This is a genomic window from Pseudomonas sp. WS 5411 (assembly GCF_012985595.1).
Taxonomy (GTDB): Bacteria; Pseudomonadota; Gammaproteobacteria; order Pseudomonadales; family Pseudomonadaceae; genus Aquipseudomonas; species Aquipseudomonas shahriarae.
Genome location: NZ_JAARMC010000004.1, coordinates 1 through 17,082 on the forward strand (window position 1 = coordinate 1; position 17,082 = coordinate 17,082).

Sequence of the window (17,082 nt, forward strand, 5' to 3'; positions counted from 1 at the left end):
GCTATGACCCGTTTGGGCGGCGCATCGCTAAAGTGATCAATGGCAAGACCACCGAGTTTTTCTGGCAAGGCGACAAAGTCATCGCCGAGCACACGGCGGGGCAGCATCGCAGCTATCTCTACGAGCCTGATAGCTTCAGGCCGCTGGCCTTGCTGGAAGGGTTTGGTCCGGCCAATACCCAGGCGTTCCACTACCAGCTGGACCACCTGGGTACGCCCCAGGAACTGACGAACACGGACGGCAAAATCGTCTGGTCAGCCCACTACCAGGCTTACGGAAAAGTCACCCGGCTGGACGTGAGCACCGTCGATAACCCGCTGCGTTTTCAGGGGCAGTATTTCGACCGGGAAAGCGGGCTGCATTACAACCGGCATCGCTACTACAATCCGGATAACGGACGCTACCTGACGCCCGACCCGATGAAGTTGGCGGGTGGGGTTAACGGGTATTTGTATGTGCCCAATCCTACGGGGTGGGTGGATCCGTTGGGGTTGAATGCGTGTCCGGGCGAAAAAAAATGTGAGCCCGGATCTGAAGTCCAAAACCCGTCCGCCGATACGAAGACCGACGAGAGCGCTCCTTCCCTTCCAGCCCCCGCAACGAAAAAGCAATATCTTTACCGGGGAGACTCCAGGCATCCACGTAAAATCTTCAAAGAGGGGTTTAAGAGCAGAGGAAAAAGCACGGACCTACTCTTGCACTCGAGAGACAATATGGATCCACCAAGCAATTTTGTACCCACCTCGACTTCAAGGGACGTAGGTATAATATTTGCAACACGTTACGGATTAGAAGATGGCTTTTTGTACACTTTAAAAAAGATACCCGGCCGAGACGTCAACAAAGAACTAGGAATACTATCCGACTACAAAAGGGAAAAAGAAATAGCCATCCCCGACCGTATTCATCGAAAAGACATATTAGGTGCAACCCCAATAAACGAAGATGGCACATCCGCAAACTACAGCCTAATAAACCCTTATAGAAAGTAAATCATGAAAAATATAGAAATAAGCATACTCAATCGAGGCAACATTGAAAAAGCAAAAATAGAATACGATCGAAACACATGTGCGCTTTTTATAACCTTTTCCGACCAAACAAAAAAAACGTACTCCGGACTGGATGTTTTTCGCTCATTTGGTTTGTTGCGAAAGGAATTTAGCGAAGTAAAATTTTTGTGCAAAGGCTCAAAAATCAATGTTTTCCCTTCTGCTATGTCATCTTCGATGTCTAGTGGCCTCGTAGCCTATGAAATGAAGTTAGGTGAGCCTGACCCAGAGATGGTGCGTATATTCGATTACGAAGAACATGACCTGACTAACGATATCGAGGAACAAATTGAATTTCGCGTGCGTTGGGGAGACTCGCTAAGATAATCAGAACAGATCTATTTAGGAGTCCAAAATACTACAAAAAACCAACTAATAACCACTATTGATGCTCATTGATAAAGTCGATATGCCCTTACCGGGGAGGGTGATGGATTTAACACCGCAGCAACTGAGGCAAACACGATCCCTGTGGCGAGCGGACTTCCCACAAAAAAGCAGTACCAAGATTCCCCAAGGCCCTTCAAACCGACCGCACCCACCCTCCCTGCATCGACCGCACCCGATTGCGCCCGCCGCTTTTGGCCTCATACAACGCCTGGTCGGCGTCATTCAGCCAACTGGTCGCGTCGTCGTGGGAGGCTTGGTACGGTGCCAGGCCGATGCTCAGGCTGGCGCGCAGGGTGGGGTCCTGGGCGTAGCCCAGGGAGCTGAAGCGGTCGCGCAGGGCGTCCATTACTTCGGTGGCGTGGCCCAGGGGCATGTCCGGCAGGATCACGCAAAATTCATCGCCGCCGTAACGCCCGGCCAGGTCGGTGGCGCGCAGGTTCTGACGCAGGATCTTGCTCAACTGGCGTAGCACGATATCGCCGGTTACGTGGCCGTAGGTGTCGTTGATGGTCTTGAAATGGTCGATATCAATCAACGCAATGGCGGCCCCCTGCTGGCCGCCCCGGCAGCGGGCGAATTCGATTTCCAGCTGGTCTTTCCACGCGCCGTGGTTAAGCAACCCGGACAGGCTGTCGGTGCGGCTCAGGGCCAGGAGTTCGCGTTTATGCCGGGCCAGGGTGATGGCCTGGCGATAACAGATCCAGCCCAGGACCAGCGGATAGAGCATCAGGATCGGCAAGCAGGCGTAGAGTTGGGCGGGCGTGGTCAGGGCGATATAGGCCGGGGCGAACAGCAGCAGCGCCACCCCGATGCCCAGTGCCTGGGCCACCCACCCCATCAGCATAAATCGGAGGCCACCGATGGCGACGTTGTTCATAGTCATCATCGACAGGGTAGTGACGCTGGGCAGCGGGTTGAAGTGCATGGCAGCGACCCAGAAGCCGCCACAAAACGAGTCCACCAACAGGTGGCGGCGCTCGGCGCGCAGGGAGTTTTCGGCGCGGCGCGCCATTTGGTAGGCCAGGTGCGGCCAGGCGAAGGCGTTGATCAGCATCCAGGCCCAGACCCAGCCAGGCGGGTCCAGTGGGTACATGCCGGCCGATACACAGACAAAGCCGAGCGTCAGCCCCAGGGTCCGAGATTTGTACAGACGTTTGGCGAGCGGAAGTCCTTTTCCTCCTGCGGCTGACATGATCTGGCTGATCCTGGATGAATGCTGAAAGTCTATCAGGGCAAAGGCAAATAGCCAGTACCGCTCAGACAGTTACTGCAGACGCCAATCGCTTTGCCAAACCCTTGACGCCAGCGGCCTAGCTGGAGAAACCGCGGGCCAACAACATCGCCACCGCCAGCAGCAACACCGCCGTGACCTTCTGCAACAGCATGCGTTTGCGCGGCGACTCGAGCACATGCTTGATACGTTGGCCGAAGTAGCAATACAGGCAGCCGCTGGCGAATTGCAGGATCAGGAATGTCAGGCCGAGGATGGCGATGTCACCGGCGGCGCTGTCCTGCCCGACGGCGGCAAACTGCGGGAACACGGCGCTGAACAGGATGATTGCCTTGGGGTTGGACAGGCCGGTCAGCAAGCCCTTGCCGAACAGGCCGCGGGGCGTCTCGGGCCCGTGCCCGGCGGCGGTGATCTGCACGCCGCTGCTGGTCCACTGCTTGTAGGCCAGGTACAAAATATAGGCCACACCCACCAGTTGGATGCCCTGGGTAATCAGCGGGTAGCCCTTGATCAGCTCGGAAAAGCCCACGGCAAAGATCAGGATCGAAATCAGGTACGACACGCTGGCGCCGAACTGGGCCGGCAAGGAGTGCCGCAGGCCGTCCTTGAGACCCAGGCTCAGCAGCAGCAAGGTCATCGGGCCGGGGCTGAAGGCCAGGGTGCTGCACAGCACCAGGAAATACAGAAAGGAAGACAGCGTAAGGGCGGTGACCATGGTGGGTAATTTCGCGGCGGGGAGGAATGTTGCGCAGTCTAGGGCGCGAATTCCGTGTCGGGCAGGTAAACTCGGCGGTTATTCACGCAGGCTTTACCGGTAAAGTGACCGGCAAACTTCAGGACGTCGCGATGGCCCTTCCGCAGATCCACTTTCATGAGCACGCCCCCAAGGTCCAGCAGATCGTCGAGGCGTTCGCCCGTGCTATCGAACAAGGCGAATTGGCCGCTGGCAGCAAACTGCCGTCGGTGCGTGAGCTGGGAGCGCAGTTGGGTGTCGGAAAATTCACCATCAATGAAGCCCTGGACCGTCTGCGCGGCCAACATCTGCTGACCTCGCGCCAAGGCCGTGGGCACTTTGTGGCCCAGCGCCAGACGCAGCCGTCGTCGAGCAACTGGGTGGACCTGCTGCCCCAGGATTTGCTCAGTGTGCTGCGCCGCCCGATGCTGACCGGCCAGGGCGAGCTACGCCCCGGTGGCGGGCATCTGCCCGAAGACTGGCTCGATTCCGAAGCCATGCGCCAGGCCCTGCGCAGTGTGGTGCGGGCCCCTTCCCTGCGGGTTGCCGGCATGGGCACGCCAGCGGGTTTCCTGCCCCTGCGCCAGGCCCTGCAACAAAAACTGCAGGGCGATGGCCTGGCAGTGCCGGTGGAACAGATCATCACCACGCCCAGCACCCTGCAAGGCCTGGACATGTTGATGCGCCTGCTGGCGCGCCCCGGTGACACGGTGCTGCTGGATGCACCGTGCTATTTCAACTTCCACGCCAACCTGGCACTGCACGGGGTCAAGGTGCTGACACTGCCGCGTGGCCCGGACGGGCTCGACCTGACGGCCCTGGAGCAGTTGCTCGCCGAGGCCCGGCCCAGCCTGTATGTGACCACCAGCATCCTGCACAACCCCACCGGCCATTCCTTCAGTGCAGCCCAGGCCTTTGGCTTGCTGCAACTGATGCGTCAGTATCACTGCCATATCATCGAGGACGACCTCTACGGCGACCTGCACCCCAACCCGCCGCCCCGCCTGGCGGCACTTGCCGGGTTGGAGCAGGTGACGTACCTGTCGGGCTTCTCGAAAACCCTCAGCGCCAATACCCGGATGAGCTATGTGGTGGCCGCACCGCAACTGGCGGCCAACCTGACCAATATGAAGTTGATGAGCGGCGGCGTGACCTCGGAGCTGTTCGAGCAACTGGTCTACCGCCTGCTCAGCGAGGGCAGCTATGCGCGGCACCGCAAGCGCATGGTCCAGCGCCTGCTGGAAGCCGGTGCGCGGGTGGAACAGTGGTTGCGCCGCTGTGGCTGTGAGCTGCCCATGGGGTATGAGGCCGGGATGTTTCTCTGGGCGCGCCTGCCGGCCGGGGTTAACGCTGAACAATTGGCCGAGGCCGGGCTCAAGCGCGGCATGGTGTTGGCGCCGGGGGCGTTGTTTGGGTATGAGTCGGGGATGGGCGAGTTTATGCGTTTCAATGTGGCGCACTGTGACGATCCACGGGTCCGGCAAGCCATCGAGCCATTGTTGCGCTGATCCAGTGTGGGAGCGGGCTTGCTCGCGAAGACGTCGGCCCAGCAAACATTGATGTTGACTGACCTACTGCTTTCGCGAGCAAGCCCGCTCCCACAGGGGATCTGCGCTTAACTGACGGGCATTAGGGCTTGCCGGCTCCCACAGTCGTGACAATTGAGTGCACACAAAAACGCAACACTGCACCGCTTCGAATGTGATGGTCGCTGCCCCCCAGGGTTTATATAGTCGGGTCCAACAGCCACCCGCCATGAGCCCCAGGGCCCATCACCAGGAAGCGCTCAATGACCGACCTTCACGACCTCACGGCCGCGCAATTGCTGGCGCATTTCGCCAGTCGCCAGCTCTCCCCCATCGACTACTACGATCACCTGCTGGGCCATATCGACCGCTGGGAGCCGCAGATCCGCGCCCTGTATGCCTTCGATCCCGAGCAGGTGCGCCGGGAAGCCCAGGCCTCCACCGAGCGCTGGAACAAAGGCCAGCCCAATGGGGTGCTCGATGGCGTGCCCGTGACCATCAAGGAACTGGTGGCTACCGAAGGCACGCCGATTCCCCTCGGCAGTGCCGCCACCCGCCTGACCCCGGCCCTCAGGGACGCCCCGCCCGCCGCGCGGATGCGGGAAGCCGGGGCGATTGTGCTGGCCAAGACCACTGTCCCGGATTTCGGCATGCTCTCCTCCGGCCTGTCGAGCTTCCATGGCATCACCCGCAACCCGTGGAACACTGCCAACAACACCGGCGGTTCCAGCTCGGGGGCTGCCGCTGCGGCCGCCGCCGGTTACGGGCCACTGCATATCGGCACCGACATCGGCGGCTCGGTGCGTTTGCCCGCCGCCTGGTGCGGCCTGGTGGGGTTCAAGCCAACCCTGGGGCGTATCCCGATTGACCCGTACTACACCGGACGCACCGCCGGGCCCATGACCCGTACGGTGGACGACTGCGTGCTGATGATGCAGCACCTGGCCCGCCCCGATGCCCGCGACGCCACCAGCCTGCCGCCGCTCACCAGCGAGTGGAGCAACCAGCCGCTGTCGGTCAAGGGCCTGCGCGTCGGCCTGATGCTGGAACCCGGCGCCGGCCTGCAACCGGAAGGTTTCGTGTGTGAGGCGGTGGAACACGCCGCGCGCCTGTTCGAAGCCCATGGCGCCAAGGTCACGCTGATCCCGCCGATCATGGACCGTGCCCAGCTCGACGGCCTCGACCAATTCTGGCGCGCCCGGCAATGGGGCGACCTGTCGGCGTTGAGCAGCGAGCAATTCGATAAGGTCTTGCCGTACATCCGCGACTGGGCCGCGCCCGGTGCCGACATCAACGGCGTGCAGGCGGTGCAGGGGTTCAACCAGACCTTCGAGATGCGCCGCCGCGCCGCACAGGCCTTCAGCGACCTGGACCTGATCCTGTCGCCCACCAACCAGGTCAACGCGTTCCCCGCCGAATGGCCGTCACCGAGCAATGACCCGCAATTACCGTTCGAACACATCGTGTTCACCGTGCCCTGGAACATGGGCGAGCAACCGGCGCTGTCGATCAACTGTGGTTTCGCCGCCGATGGCATGCCCATCGGCCTGCAGATGATCGCACCGCGTTTTGCCGATATCTGGCTGCTGCAAATCGCAAAAACCTATGAGAGCTGGCGTGGCGCAATCCACCAATGGCCGAACCCGAACTGACCTTGACGCTGTAACTGAACTGCCCACCCACACGCCTGTTCCCTGGCCACAAGGCCGGGGTCTGGACGACCTATAACTAAAATCGAGGGGCTGGTATGCACACTGAACAATTGACTCGCGAGGGTCCCGAGCACACACCCGAAACGCCATCGCCGGACGCCGGTCGCAAGAGCATCTTCGCTGTGGTGTTGGGTAATGCCGTGGAGTTTTTCGACTTTGGGGTCTACGCGACCTTCGCGGTGATGATCGGCCATACGTTTTTCCCGTCCGACAGCGCCTTCGTCAGCTTGATGCTCTCGGTCACGGCCTTTGGCATCGGCTTTATCGTACGGCCCCTGGGCGCGGTGCTGATTGGCGCCTACGCCGACCGCGTGGGGCGCAAGCCGGCGATGTTGTTGACCCTGGTGATGATGGCGGTGGGCACCGGCAGTATTGCGATATTGCCCGGCTACGAGACCATCGGGATTGCCGCGCCGATCCTGCTGGTGGTCACCCGCATGATTCAGGGCCTGGCCTGGGGCGGTGAAGCCGGCCCCGCCACCACCTATATCCTGGAAGCCGCGCCGCCGCACAAACGCGGCACCTATGCCTGCTGGCAAGTGGTCGCCCAGGGCGTCGCCGCCATGGCCGCCGGGCTGGTGGGTTACACCCTGACCAAAGTCATGTCCCCCGAAGACCTCAACAGCTGGGGCTGGCGCGTGCCGTTCGTGTTTGGCCTGCTGGTGTTGCCGATTGGTATCTATATCCGCCGCAACCTGGCCGAGACCTTCCACGGCCAGGGCGAAACCACCAGCACCGGCGACTTGGTGCGCGAAGTCTGCGGCAAGCATCGGCGCGCGCTGGTCCTGGGCCTGCTGATCCTCTCGGGCAGCACCATCACCCAGTACTTCCTCAACTACATGACCACCTTTGCCCTGACTGAGCTGAAGCTGCCCACCAGTATTTCCATGCTCTCGACCCTGGTGGCCGGTGCGGCCATGGCGGTGTGCGCAGTGGCTGGCGGCATGTTGTGCGACCGTTTCGGGCGCCGGGTGATCCTGATGACGCCCCGGGTGGTGCTGTTGCTGATCCTGTTCCCGGCCTTGCAATTGATGACCGAACACCCCAGCCCGTCGACCTTCCTCCTGACCCTGGCGCTGCTGTCCGGCCTGCATGGCATGAGCGGCGCGGCGTTGATCGTATTGCTGGTGGAAAGCTTCCCCAAATCCGTGCGCTCCACCGGTTTCTCCATCGTCTACGCCTTCGGTGTGGCGGCGTTTGGCGGCACCGCACAGATCATCATCACCTGGCTGATCGGCACCACGGGCGACCCGATGTCACCGGTGTGGTACCTACTGATCGCCAACCTGGTGTGCCTCACCGCCGCCTGGTTCGCCAAGGAAACCCGGCCAGTGCTGCCCGGCACCCCGGCCCGCGAAACCCGGCTCAGAGAAGCCCCGGTTCGCTGATCGCTTTATCCCTACTGTGGCAAGACCGCTTGCCACAGGTACTGTGCCCGGCCTCAGCGGTCGCCTTACTCTTCTTTGTGTGGGGATTCACCATGTATCCACGTCTTTTCCTGGCCGCCGCCCTGGCGTCCGGTACCCAGGCTTTTGCTCAAGAAAACGCCCAGGCCAGCGCCCCCGGCTTTATCGACGGCAGCAGCCTGGACCTGAACCTGCGTCACTACTACTCCAACCAGCACACCCAGCGCAGCACCTACCTGAGCATCCAGAAACCCGCCGGCATCGAACGCACCCGCGTGCGCGAAACCTGGGTGCAGACCGCCATGCTCAAGTACAGCTCCGGCTACACCCAGGGCGTGATTGGCGTGGGGGTCGATGTCGGCGTATTCAGCGCGGTCAACCTGCAGCGCGGGCATGGCAAGGTGGCCAATGGCGGTGACCGCGTGCTGGTGGACAGCGACGGCGATGCGATCCCGACCTGGAGCCGGCTGGGGGTGGGCGATGTGCGGTTTCGCCTGTCCAACACCGAGCTCAAGGCCGGGCGCTTGATGACCGATAACCCGATCCTGCGCTACAAGGACAACCGCGCCCTGCCCTCCAGCTTCCAGGGCGTGGGCCTGTACAGCAACGAACGGGACTGGCTGTCGGTGCAGGGCGGCAGCTTCGACCGGGCCATCCCGCGCACCGGCACCGGCGCCGAACGCCTGACCACCACCTTTGGCAACCGCGCCTACAGCGGCGCGCGCATCAGCTACCTGGGGGCCACGCTCAAGCCGGGCTACGGCCTGGAAGCCAGCCTCTACGGCTCGCGCTTCGAGGACATGTGGGACCAGTACTACCTGGGGCTGACCCACCGTATCGGCGACAAAAACGCGGTGGCGCTCAAGACCGCCCTGCACTACTACCACACCCAGGATTCCGGCCAGCAGCGCCTGGGTTATATCGACAACGACGCCGCCAGCCTGGCCGTGACCGCCAACCACCAGGCCCACAGCCTGACCCTGGCCTGGCAACAGGTGTTCGGCAACGAGTACTTCGACTATGTGTGGGAGTCCACCGGCAACTACATGGCCAACTCGCTGTACTCGGACTACAACGGCCCCAACGAAAAATCCTGGCAACTGCGCTACGACCTCGACCTGGCCGCCTACGGCGTGCCCGGCCTGACCGCCAGCCTGTGGCACGCCAAGGGTTGGGGCATCGACGGCACACACTACGAGGGGGATCGCAACGGCCACAACACCGGCTACAACGTGCGCGGCCTGGATAACGCCAAGCACAATGAAAACGGCTTGATGCTGGCCTACGTGGTGCAATCGGGGAAATTGAAGAACACCGTACTGCGCACCATCGTCTACAACCACCGCGCCAGCGGCGGTCAAATTGACGGCAGCTACGACGAGTTCCGGATCGTCGGCAACTTCCCCATCAACCTGTTCTGACACCCGCCCGTCGGCACCAGTCAATGCCGACGGGTAATATTCAGAATTCTTACACCCTGCATGAGACTGCTCCGGCATTGGCTCGCCGCCGCGCTTGGTAAAAAGCCTGTCCCCTACGGACGGTTACCCAGGAACGCGGATGAAACCTTTGAAAGCAGCAGCGCTTTGCGTCATCAGTGGATGGTTAATGCTCTTGAGTTCCCCCGGCCATGCCGCACCGCCGGGTATCGAGTGGCTGGTGGATTGCCCGCGCCTGCCCGGACGGGCCCTTGACCAGGAGGTGATGGCACGCACCCAGTGCGGCATCGTCACCGTGCCGCAAAACCATCAGGCCGCGGACACACGCACGTTGCGCCTGACCCTCACCCGGGTCGGTGCCCGTCAGCCTCTGGAGCGTCGGGGTGTGATCTTCACCCGCCCGGCTACCGCACAAGCGGATTTGCGCGGGGTGTTCGCGGTGCACCTGGCCACAGTCTGGAAGTACTACAACACCGAGGCGTACCGCACGCTGACCCAGTTCTACGATGTCATCGAGTTGAGCCCGCGCAACGCCCGCACAGCAGCCGACAACGAGCAATCGGCCTGGGACATGGAGTTTGTACGCCAGCAACTGGGTGAGCAACGGATCAGCTTCCTGGGCATCGCCCAAGGCAACGTGCTCGGTGCCGGCTACGCCGGGCTGTTTGCCGATCGCATCGAACGCATGGTGCTGGTAGAGCCCGATGAGGCTGCCACCCCGGCGTTCGAATCCCTGCCCGCCACATTGCGGCTCAAGGGGCCTTATCTACAGGGCAGTTCCGTCGTCGATGCCAGCCGCTGCGTAAATCGTTGGGCGGGTGTCTACCTGGCACACGGCAGGCAGCCACCGCCGGCAAGCGACTGCCTGGGCAACTGAGGCTTCAGTCCACCAGCGCACAACGCTGCATCGCGCTGGCCAGCATTTCCTGGCACTTGAGCACCGCCACCGAGCGCGGCCGGTTGCGGTACCCGCACAGGTCGATGCGGATTCGCCCCAGGTGCTCATCGGCAATCGGCACCGCCACCAGGCCATCGCCCAGGTCGCGGGCGTCGGCATCCACCTGGGGCAGGATCAACACCGCCGCCCGTTGCCGGGCCAGGCTTTTCTGCACTTCCAGGGAGCTGGTGGTAAACACCGGCTGGATCGTCACCCCTCGTTTTTTTGCTGCCATCTCCAGGGCCTGGCGCACGCCGTACGCCGAGTCAGGAATGGCCAGGGGCTGGCCCTCTAGTTCGCGCAGTTCGATGCTGTCGCGCTGGGCAAAGGGGTGCTCGGCACTGACCAGCACCCGGTGCCACAACTCGCATTGTGCGGTGACTTCCACGTCGGCCCGTTCCTGCAGATAGAACGCCAGGCCCAGGTCGGCCTCGCCACTGCACAGGGCGTCGAGGGTGGCCGAGGCGCTGGCGATCACGATATTGAAGGTGACCTTGGGGTGCGCCCGGTAGAACGCCGCAAGCACCGGTGCCAGCACCGTGGAAACGATACTTTCTGACACATGGATGCTGATGTTACCCGCCACCTGACTCTGCCGGCTGGCGATCACATCGCGCACCTGATCGAGGCCGCGCAGGGTGCTGGTGACCTGCTCGGCCAGGCACTCACCCTCCACCGTCAGGCGGATACCGCGCGGGCCGCGCTCAATCAGGGCGGCGCCAAAGAAGTGTTCGAGGTGTTCAATCTGCCGGCTGACGGCAGTGGGCGTGACGTACAAACGCTCGGCCGCCTTACGCAACGAGGCGCAGCGCGCCACCTCGTGAAAATACCGCAAGGCTCGTAATTGCATGCTCGGGTGCTCCTGCACAAAGACTGGAGCGCTATGGCAGGCAATTACTGCGCCAGGCTCAGATTTTATGAGCACGACACATCAACTGTGGGAGGGGGCTTGCTCGCGAATGCAGTGGGCCAGTGATGGATATGTCGGCTGATACAGCGCATTCGCGAGCAAGCCCGCTCCCACATGGGGCCCATGGACGTGGTTTACGACCTGTTTTAACTGAAAACGACCCCTGCCGTTGACGCCCCGCCCCAACCCCTATTAAGTGCTATTTATCCGCATTAATACGATAAATAGAAAACCATGCTCAGCCGCCCCCTGCGACGCAAACGCCAGAAGCTTTCCGATGTGATTGTCGAGTCGGTCAAGCGCTCGATCGTCACCGATGCCTTGAAGCCCGGCGACCGCTTGCCCACCGAGCGCGAATTGATGGAGAGCTTCCAATGCTCCAAGGGCTCGGCCCGCGAAGCGCTCAAGGCCCTGGAGGTCGAAGGCCTGGTCAGCACCCGCACCGGCCCTACCGGTGGCGCGTACCTGAACCAGGCCGGCACGGAGCCGGCCAGCCGCGCCTTGCGCAACTACCTGCACTTCCAGCACCTGGATGGCGAGCAGGTGTATCAACTGCGCAAGGTAATCGAGGTGGAACTGGCAGTGTCAGTGCTGGGCCGCTTGAGCGAAGACGACTATCGCGCCCTGCAAGACAACGTGGACTTTTGCAGCGCGCCGGAAGACAGCGAGGCCGGCCAGCGCGAGCAGCGCCTGGCGGAGCTGGAGTTCCACAACCTGCTGGCCAGGGCCTGCCCCAATCCGCTGCTGAGTTTTATGGCGCAGTTCCTCAACGACCTGCTGCGCGACCTGGTGGTGCTGAAAAAAGCCTACAAGCCCAAGCGCAAGCAATTCGACGCGGCCAACCTGGACTATCACAAGCAACTGCTGAGCGCGTTTCGCGCCAACGATGAAGCCGCCGTGCGCAGCCTGATGCATGAACACATGTGCGACGCCGAACACCACATGACCGCGCTGGAAGGCCAGGTCAGCCCACACTTTTTGCTGGAGTTCGACCACTCCTGAAAACACCCCAAATCCCCTGTAGGAGCTGGCTTGCCTGCGCCTACAGTTTTGACCGTGTTTCACCTCAATAAAAAAGGCCTGCCCACAGGCCGTGCTCCACCGTATCGCCATTGCCACTCCTGCCAATAACTAAACCAGGGAGTCACCCCATGCAGCGTCGTACGTTGTTGAAAGCCAGCCTCACCGCCGCCGCCGCGCTCAGCCTTCCGCTGGGCGTGCGCAGTGCATTCGCCGCCGAACCGTTTACCTTTTACGGCCTCAAGTCCATGTCTGGCGCCTTTGCCAGCTATGGCAAGTTTGCCGACATGGGTTCACGCCTGGCGGTGGCCCAGTACCCCGAACTCCTCGGGCGCCCACTGAACTACAAGGTGATCGACACCGAAGGCAACGCCGGCAAGGCGGTGCGCAAGGTCCAGGAGGCGATCGGCCAGGACGGCGCGCGGTTCTTCCAGGGCTGCACCCTGTCGTCCTCGGCACTGGCAGTGGCCAAGGAAGTGGACAAGGTTGGCGGTGTGTTCATGACCCCGGTGGGCGCTGACGAAGTCACCGGCAAGGACTGCAACAGTGCGACCTTCCGCTGGTCGGTGCCCACCTATGGCGCGATCCGCGAAACCCTGGTGCCGCTGATCAAGCTGCTGCCCGAGGCCAAGCGCTGGTACACCATCACCCCGCAATACGTGTTCGGCGAAGCCTTGCTCGAAGGCGCCAAAAGCGTGCTGGCCGAAAACGGCCTGGAACATGTGGGCAACAGCTATCACTCATTGCAGGAGCAGGAATTCTCCGGCTACCTGACCAACGCCATCGCCGCCCGGCCCGACGTGCTGGTGTTGCTGAATTTCGGCAGCCAGTCCTCCAACACCCTGCGCCAGGCCGTCAACTTCGGTATCAAGGAGCGCATGAAAGTGCTGCTGGTGTGGTCCGCCGGCCTCGACCAGTTCCAGGAACTGGGCAGTGATGTACTCGAAGGCGTGTACCTCGGCGCGCAGTATTGGCACCAGGTCGATACCCCGCTCAACCGTGAGCTGGTCAAGCTGACCCAGGCCAAATACGGGATCAACCCCACCTACCCGCTGGCCGCTGACTACATCAGCACCAAAGTCATGCTCGACACCATCAAGGCCTCCGGCAGCTTCGACGGCCCCACCGTGGCCAAGGCCATGCAGGGCCTGAGCTACGACGGCCCGACCGGCAAGGAAACGATCCGCGCCGGCGACCACCAGGTGATCAAGGATTACTACCTGCTGGTGGGCAAGGCCACGGGCGACATGGCCGACAAGGATGACCTGGCCAAAGTCCTCAGCTCCGGCCAGTCGTTCCCACCGGTAGAAGCCACGGGCTGCAAGCTCGGCTGATCCGCCCACTTTCACCGGTAACACACGACAGGGCCGTTGACCGCGGCCGCCTGTTGGAGGATTCCTGCATGCTCAATCTTTACCTGTTCCAGATTCTCAATGGCCTGGGCCTGGGGATGATCTACTTCCTGATTGCGGTCGGGCTGACGATCATTTTCGGCCTGCTGAACTTCGTCAACTTCGCCCACGGCGCGTTTTTTTTGCTGGGGGCGTACATCTGCTACACCGCCGTCAGCCTCACCGAAAGCTTCTGGCTGGCCCTGCTGATCGCGCCGCTGGTGGTGGCCGCGCTGGCGTGGCTGATCGAGCGATTATTGATCCAGCGGATCTACCACCTGCCGCACATGTTCCAGATCCTCGTGACCCTGGGTATCGCGCTGATCATCCAGGAAGCCAGCGTGATGATCTGGGGCCCGGTGGGCAAAAGCGTCGCCGTGCCGGAACTGCTGCGCGGGGTGCTGGTGGTCGGCGACTTCGTGTATCCCTACTACCGCCTGTTTTTGATTGTGTTCTCGGGGCTGGTGGGCCTGGGCCTGTGGCTGCTGCTGGAGCGCACGCGCTTTGGCGCCCTGGTGCGGGCCGGCAGTGAAAGTACCGAGACCGTGTCGCTGCTGGGCACCAATATTTTCCGCCTGTTCTCCATGACCTTCGCTCTCGGCGTGGCCCTGGCCGGGATCGCCGGGGTGCTGTTTGCCCCGTTGCGTGGCGCCCAGCCCTTTGTCGGCCCGGAGATCCTCGGCATCGCCTTTGTGGTGGTGGTGATCGGTGGCATGGGCTCGTTCGGCGGCGCCCTGGTGGGCGGCCTGCTGGTGGGCGTGGTGCAGAGCCTGATGACCACCCTGTGGCCCCAAGGCGCGAGCCTGATGATCTACGGCGCCATGGCCGTGGTGATTCTGGTACGCCCTTACGGCCTGTTCGGGAGAGCCTGACATGAGCGAGAAAAATCCCCTGCCGTTTGCTAAAACTCAATCCAAGGCCATGTTGCTGTGGGTGCTGGCGGTACTGATCGGCCTGCCGTTGATCCTGCCCTCGGCAACCCTGGCCACCGAGATCCTGATCTTTGCCCTCGCCGCCCTGGCCTGCAACCTGTTGCTGGGCTACACCGGGCTGCTGTCGTTCGGCCAAGGCATCTTCTTCGGCGCCGGTGCCTATTGCGCCGCCTTGCTGATGATCCACCTGCAACTGGGCCTGTTCAGCGCGCTACTCGGCGCAGCCCTGGTCGGCGGGTTCCTGGCCTTCCTGGTGGGCGCCCTGGCGATCCGCCGCACCGGCATCTATTTCGTGATGCTGACCTTGGCTTTCAGCCAGATGGCCTACTTCCTGGCCTACACCCTGAGCGACTGGACCGGTGGCGACAACGGCCTGCTCAGTGTGCCGCGCCCGGAAATCCGTATCGGTGACACAGTGCTGCTGTCCCTGGCCGACGCCCGGGTGTTCTATGGCTTTGTCGCGGTGCTGTTCCTACTGATCTTTATCGGCGCGCGCCGGGTGATCGCCTCGCCGTTCGGCAGCACGCTGATGGCGATCCGCGAAAACGAAACCCGCGCCTCGGCCATCGGCTACGACACGCGCCACTTCAAGATCCTGGTGTTTGTGCTGTCTGGCGCGGTCACCGGGATCGCCGGGGCGCTGTACGCCATGCTCCTGCACTTTGTGCCGCTGTCCAACATCGACCTGGTGATGTCGGAAAACATCCTGATCATGACCATCGTCGGCGGCACCGGCTCGCTGTTCGGCTCGCTGCTGGGGGCCGGTTCCATCGTGCTGCTGGGGGACTTTCTCTCCGATCTGTGGCCGCGCTGGCTGATGCTGCTGGGGGTGATCCTGATCCTGGTGGTGATCTTTATGCGCGGAGGCTTGTGGGGCGGCCTGTCGGCGCTGTTCGAACGTGTGCGTGGCAGCCGCAAGGCCGCCGCCGTGACCAAGGAGGAGCTGCTATGAGCATCCTGTTGGAAACCAAAGACCTGGAACTGGCCTACGGCGCCTTCCATGCCGTCAACGGCGTCAACCTCAAGGTCGAAGCCGGCACCATCCACACCATTATCGGCCCCAACGGCGCCGGCAAGACCAGCCTGTTTCACTGCCTGACCGGCGAACGCCAGGCCACCGCCGGGGCGATTCATTTCGACGGCCAGAACCTGATGCGCAAGCCGGCCCACAGCCGTGTCGGCCTGGGCATGGCGCGTTCGTTCCAGCTCACCAGCCTGTTCCAGAACCTCAGCGTGCGCGAAAACCTGCGCCTGGCCGCCCAGGGCCGTGACGGCGCACGCGCCCTGAACTTCTGGCGCCGCGTGGACAGTAAGCGTGAACACCTGGAGATGGCCGACCAGGTCCTGGAGCGTCTGCAACTTACCGCCCGCGCCGAGACCCTGGCCGGCGAGCTGTCCCACGGCCAGCAGCGTGTGCTGGAGGTGGGCATGTCGATCTGCTCCAAGCCCAGGCTGTTGATGCTCGACGAGCCCACGTCGGGCATGGGCATCGACGACATCCCAATCATGACCCAACTGATCAGCGACCTGGGCCGCGACCATACGGTGCTGCTGATCGAGCACAACATGAGCATCGTCATGTCCATCAGCCAACGCATCACTGTGATGAGCCACGGGCAGATCCTGGTCGAGGGCACACCGGAATTCGTGCGCGCCGACGAACGCGTGCGCAGTGCTTACCTGGGGGAGGCCGCCTGATGCTGACCGTCGACAATATCCATTCCTACTACGACAAGAGCCACGTCCTCGAGGGCGTGTCCCTGACTGTCAATCCCGGCGAACTGGTGACCCTGCTCGGCCGTAACGGCGCCGGCAAGACCACCACCCTGCGCAGCATCCTGGGGATTATCTGCCCGCGCCAGGGGCAGATTCACTTCAACGGCAAACCGCTGGTGGGGCAGAAAATCTTTGAAATTGCCCGACAGGGATTAGCGCTGGTGCCGGAGAACCGCGGGATTTTCCGCCTGCTTACGGTCGAGGAAAACCTGCGCATCGCCGTGCGCAAAACCAGCCGTTGGCAGATGGAGGACGTGTACACGATGTTCCCGCGCCTCAAGGAGCGGCGCAAAAACGCCGGGCATGCGTTGTCCGGTGGCGAGCAGCAGATGCTCGCCATCGCCCGCGCCCTGCTCAACGATCCCAAGCTGCTGATCCTCGACGAACCCACCGAGGGCCTGGCCCCGGTGATCGTCGACGAACTGGTGAAGATCCTGCGCAAGATCAAGGACGACGGCCTGCCAGTGCTGCTGGTGGAGCAGAACCTGTTGGTCTGCGACAAGCTCGCCGACCGCCACTACGTACTCGAACAGGGCCGCGTGGTCTACGAAGGCAGCGCCGAGGCGTTTCGCGCCGACCCGACGATCAAGAACCGCTACCTGGCCCTGAGTGCCTGACCGGAGACTG

16 protein-coding genes are annotated in these 17,082 nt (G+C 62.3%); 13 read left to right on the forward strand and 3 right to left on the reverse strand.

Annotation, left to right across the window (positions count from 1 at the left end; all coding sequences use genetic code 11):
• Both HBR93_RS09190 and HBR93_RS09195 read left to right on the forward strand, forming a co-directional pair.
• Nucleotides 1-992, forward strand: a 992-nt coding sequence (locus HBR93_RS09190; protein ID WP_178112088.1) for an RHS repeat-associated core domain-containing protein, incomplete at its 5' end; no start/stop codon positions are given.
• Between the two features lie 3 nt (nt 993-995).
• The gene (locus HBR93_RS09195) at nt 996-1,379 is read left to right on the forward strand and encodes a hypothetical protein (RefSeq protein ID WP_128593325.1); all 384 of its coding nucleotides are present in this window, start codon (nt 996-998) and stop codon (nt 1,377-1,379) included.
• 196 nt (nt 1,380-1,575) lie between these two features.
• Here the strand turns inward: HBR93_RS09195 and HBR93_RS09200 are convergent, their stop codons facing one another.
• Together HBR93_RS09200 and HBR93_RS09205 are read right to left on the reverse strand one after the other, a co-directional pair.
• On the reverse strand, nt 1,576-2,634 hold the full coding sequence (locus tag HBR93_RS09200) for a diguanylate cyclase (RefSeq protein ID WP_057441593.1): 1,059 nt from the start codon (nt 2,632-2,634) through the stop codon (nt 1,576-1,578).
• A 118-nt stretch (nt 2,635-2,752) separates the two neighbouring features.
• Nucleotides 2,753-3,388 carry a LysE family translocator gene (locus HBR93_RS09205; protein WP_057960097.1) on the reverse strand — a complete coding sequence of 212 codons (636 nt, stop codon included), beginning with the start codon at nt 3,386-3,388 and terminating at the stop codon, nt 2,753-2,755.
• Nucleotides 3,389-3,519: 131 nt separating this feature from the next.
• Between HBR93_RS09205 and HBR93_RS09210 the strand changes: the two genes are divergently transcribed.
• The 5 genes from HBR93_RS09210 (at nt 3,520) to HBR93_RS09230 (ending at nt 10,366) form a co-directional block, all read left to right on the forward strand.
• Nucleotides 3,520-4,914: a PLP-dependent aminotransferase family protein gene (locus HBR93_RS09210; protein WP_169960274.1), complete on the forward strand. Its 1,395-nt coding sequence runs from the start codon at nt 3,520-3,522 to the stop codon at nt 4,912-4,914.
• A 281-nt stretch (nt 4,915-5,195) separates the two neighbouring features.
• The gene (locus tag HBR93_RS09215; protein WP_169960165.1) at nt 5,196-6,584 is read left to right on the forward strand and encodes an amidase; all 1,389 of its coding nucleotides are present in this window, start codon (nt 5,196-5,198) and stop codon (nt 6,582-6,584) included.
• A gap of 95 nt (nt 6,585-6,679) precedes the next feature.
• Nucleotides 6,680-8,032: a citrate-proton symporter gene (locus HBR93_RS09220; protein WP_057960099.1), complete on the forward strand. Its 1,353-nt coding sequence runs from the start codon at nt 6,680-6,682 to the stop codon at nt 8,030-8,032.
• 92 nt (nt 8,033-8,124) lie between these two features.
• Entirely contained in the window at nt 8,125-9,471 is a 1,347-nt protein-coding gene (locus tag HBR93_RS09225) for an OprD family outer membrane porin (RefSeq protein ID WP_120733571.1), read from the forward strand.
• A gap of 187 nt (nt 9,472-9,658) precedes the next feature.
• A complete protein-coding gene (locus tag HBR93_RS09230; RefSeq protein ID WP_262377274.1) occupies nt 9,659-10,366 on the forward strand; it encodes an alpha/beta hydrolase in 708 nt (235 codons plus the stop codon).
• Nucleotides 10,367-10,370: 4 nt separating this feature from the next.
• Here HBR93_RS09230 and HBR93_RS09235 read toward each other — a convergent pair whose 3' ends face one another.
• On the reverse strand, nt 10,371-11,276 hold the full coding sequence (locus HBR93_RS09235; protein WP_057960102.1) for a LysR family transcriptional regulator: 906 nt from the start codon (nt 11,274-11,276) through the stop codon (nt 10,371-10,373).
• Between the two features lie 294 nt (nt 11,277-11,570).
• Between HBR93_RS09235 and HBR93_RS09240 the strand changes: the two genes are divergently transcribed.
• The 6 genes from HBR93_RS09240 to HBR93_RS09265 all read left to right on the forward strand — a co-directional run bounded on the left by HBR93_RS09240 (nt 11,571) and on the right by HBR93_RS09265 (nt 17,072).
• The gene (locus HBR93_RS09240; protein ID WP_057441603.1) at nt 11,571-12,338 is read left to right on the forward strand and encodes an FCD domain-containing protein; all 768 of its coding nucleotides are present in this window, start codon (nt 11,571-11,573) and stop codon (nt 12,336-12,338) included.
• Between the two features lie 149 nt (nt 12,339-12,487).
• Entirely contained in the window at nt 12,488-13,690 is a 1,203-nt protein-coding gene (locus HBR93_RS09245) for an ABC transporter substrate-binding protein (RefSeq protein ID WP_169960167.1), read from the forward strand.
• 68 nt (nt 13,691-13,758) lie between these two features.
• Nucleotides 13,759-14,619 (forward strand): branched-chain amino acid ABC transporter permease, encoded by an 861-nt coding sequence (locus HBR93_RS09250; protein ID WP_057960104.1) that lies wholly within the window; start codon nt 13,759-13,761, stop codon nt 14,617-14,619.
• A 1-nt stretch (nt 14,620) separates the two neighbouring features.
• Nucleotides 14,621-15,631: a branched-chain amino acid ABC transporter permease gene (locus HBR93_RS09255; protein ID WP_115128584.1), complete on the forward strand. Its 1,011-nt coding sequence runs from the start codon at nt 14,621-14,623 to the stop codon at nt 15,629-15,631.
• Nucleotides 15,628-16,377 carry an ABC transporter ATP-binding protein gene (locus HBR93_RS09260; protein ID WP_169960168.1) on the forward strand — a complete coding sequence of 250 codons (750 nt, stop codon included), beginning with the start codon at nt 15,628-15,630 and terminating at the stop codon, nt 16,375-16,377. Before HBR93_RS09255 ends, HBR93_RS09260 begins: the two co-directional genes overlap by 4 nt.
• Complete coding sequence (locus HBR93_RS09265; RefSeq protein ID WP_120733574.1) at nt 16,377-17,072, forward strand: ABC transporter ATP-binding protein; 696 nt, start codon at nt 16,377-16,379, stop codon at nt 17,070-17,072. Before HBR93_RS09260 ends, HBR93_RS09265 begins: the two co-directional genes overlap by 1 nt.
• Nucleotides 17,073-17,082: the final 10 nt, after the last annotated feature.

Bases quoted from the DNA above. Each gene is read 5' to 3' on its own strand.
- HBR93_RS09230 (WP_262377274.1), top strand. From the start codon at position 9,659: ATGCTCTTGAGTTCCCCCGGCCATGCCGCACCGCCGGGTATCGAGTGG.
- HBR93_RS09255 (WP_115128584.1), top strand. From the start codon at position 14,621: ATGAGCGAGAAAAATCCCCTGCCGTTTGCTAAAACTCAATCCAAGGCC.
- HBR93_RS09225 (WP_120733571.1), top strand. From the start codon at position 8,125: ATGTATCCACGTCTTTTCCTGGCCGCCGCCCTGGCGTCCGGTACCCAG.
- HBR93_RS09250 (WP_057960104.1), top strand. From the start codon at position 13,759: ATGCTCAATCTTTACCTGTTCCAGATTCTCAATGGCCTGGGCCTGGGG.
- HBR93_RS09215 (WP_169960165.1), top strand. From the start codon at position 5,196: ATGACCGACCTTCACGACCTCACGGCCGCGCAATTGCTGGCGCATTTC.
- HBR93_RS09220 (WP_057960099.1), top strand. From the start codon at position 6,680: ATGCACACTGAACAATTGACTCGCGAGGGTCCCGAGCACACACCCGAA.
- HBR93_RS09195 (WP_128593325.1), top strand. From the start codon at position 996: ATGAAAAATATAGAAATAAGCATACTCAATCGAGGCAACATTGAAAAA.
- HBR93_RS09240 (WP_057441603.1), top strand. From the start codon at position 11,571: ATGCTCAGCCGCCCCCTGCGACGCAAACGCCAGAAGCTTTCCGATGTG.
- HBR93_RS09205 (WP_057960097.1), bottom strand. From the start codon at position 3,388: ATGGTCACCGCCCTTACGCTGTCTTCCTTTCTGTATTTCCTGGTGCTG.
- HBR93_RS09210 (WP_169960274.1), top strand. From the start codon at position 3,520: ATGGCCCTTCCGCAGATCCACTTTCATGAGCACGCCCCCAAGGTCCAG.
- HBR93_RS09235 (WP_057960102.1), bottom strand. From the start codon at position 11,276: ATGCAATTACGAGCCTTGCGGTATTTTCACGAGGTGGCGCGCTGCGCC.
- HBR93_RS09265 (WP_120733574.1), top strand. From the start codon at position 16,377: ATGCTGACCGTCGACAATATCCATTCCTACTACGACAAGAGCCACGTC.
- HBR93_RS09245 (WP_169960167.1), top strand. From the start codon at position 12,488: ATGCAGCGTCGTACGTTGTTGAAAGCCAGCCTCACCGCCGCCGCCGCG.
- HBR93_RS09200 (WP_057441593.1), bottom strand. From the start codon at position 2,634: ATGTCAGCCGCAGGAGGAAAAGGACTTCCGCTCGCCAAACGTCTGTAC.
- HBR93_RS09260 (WP_169960168.1), top strand. From the start codon at position 15,628: ATGAGCATCCTGTTGGAAACCAAAGACCTGGAACTGGCCTACGGCGCC.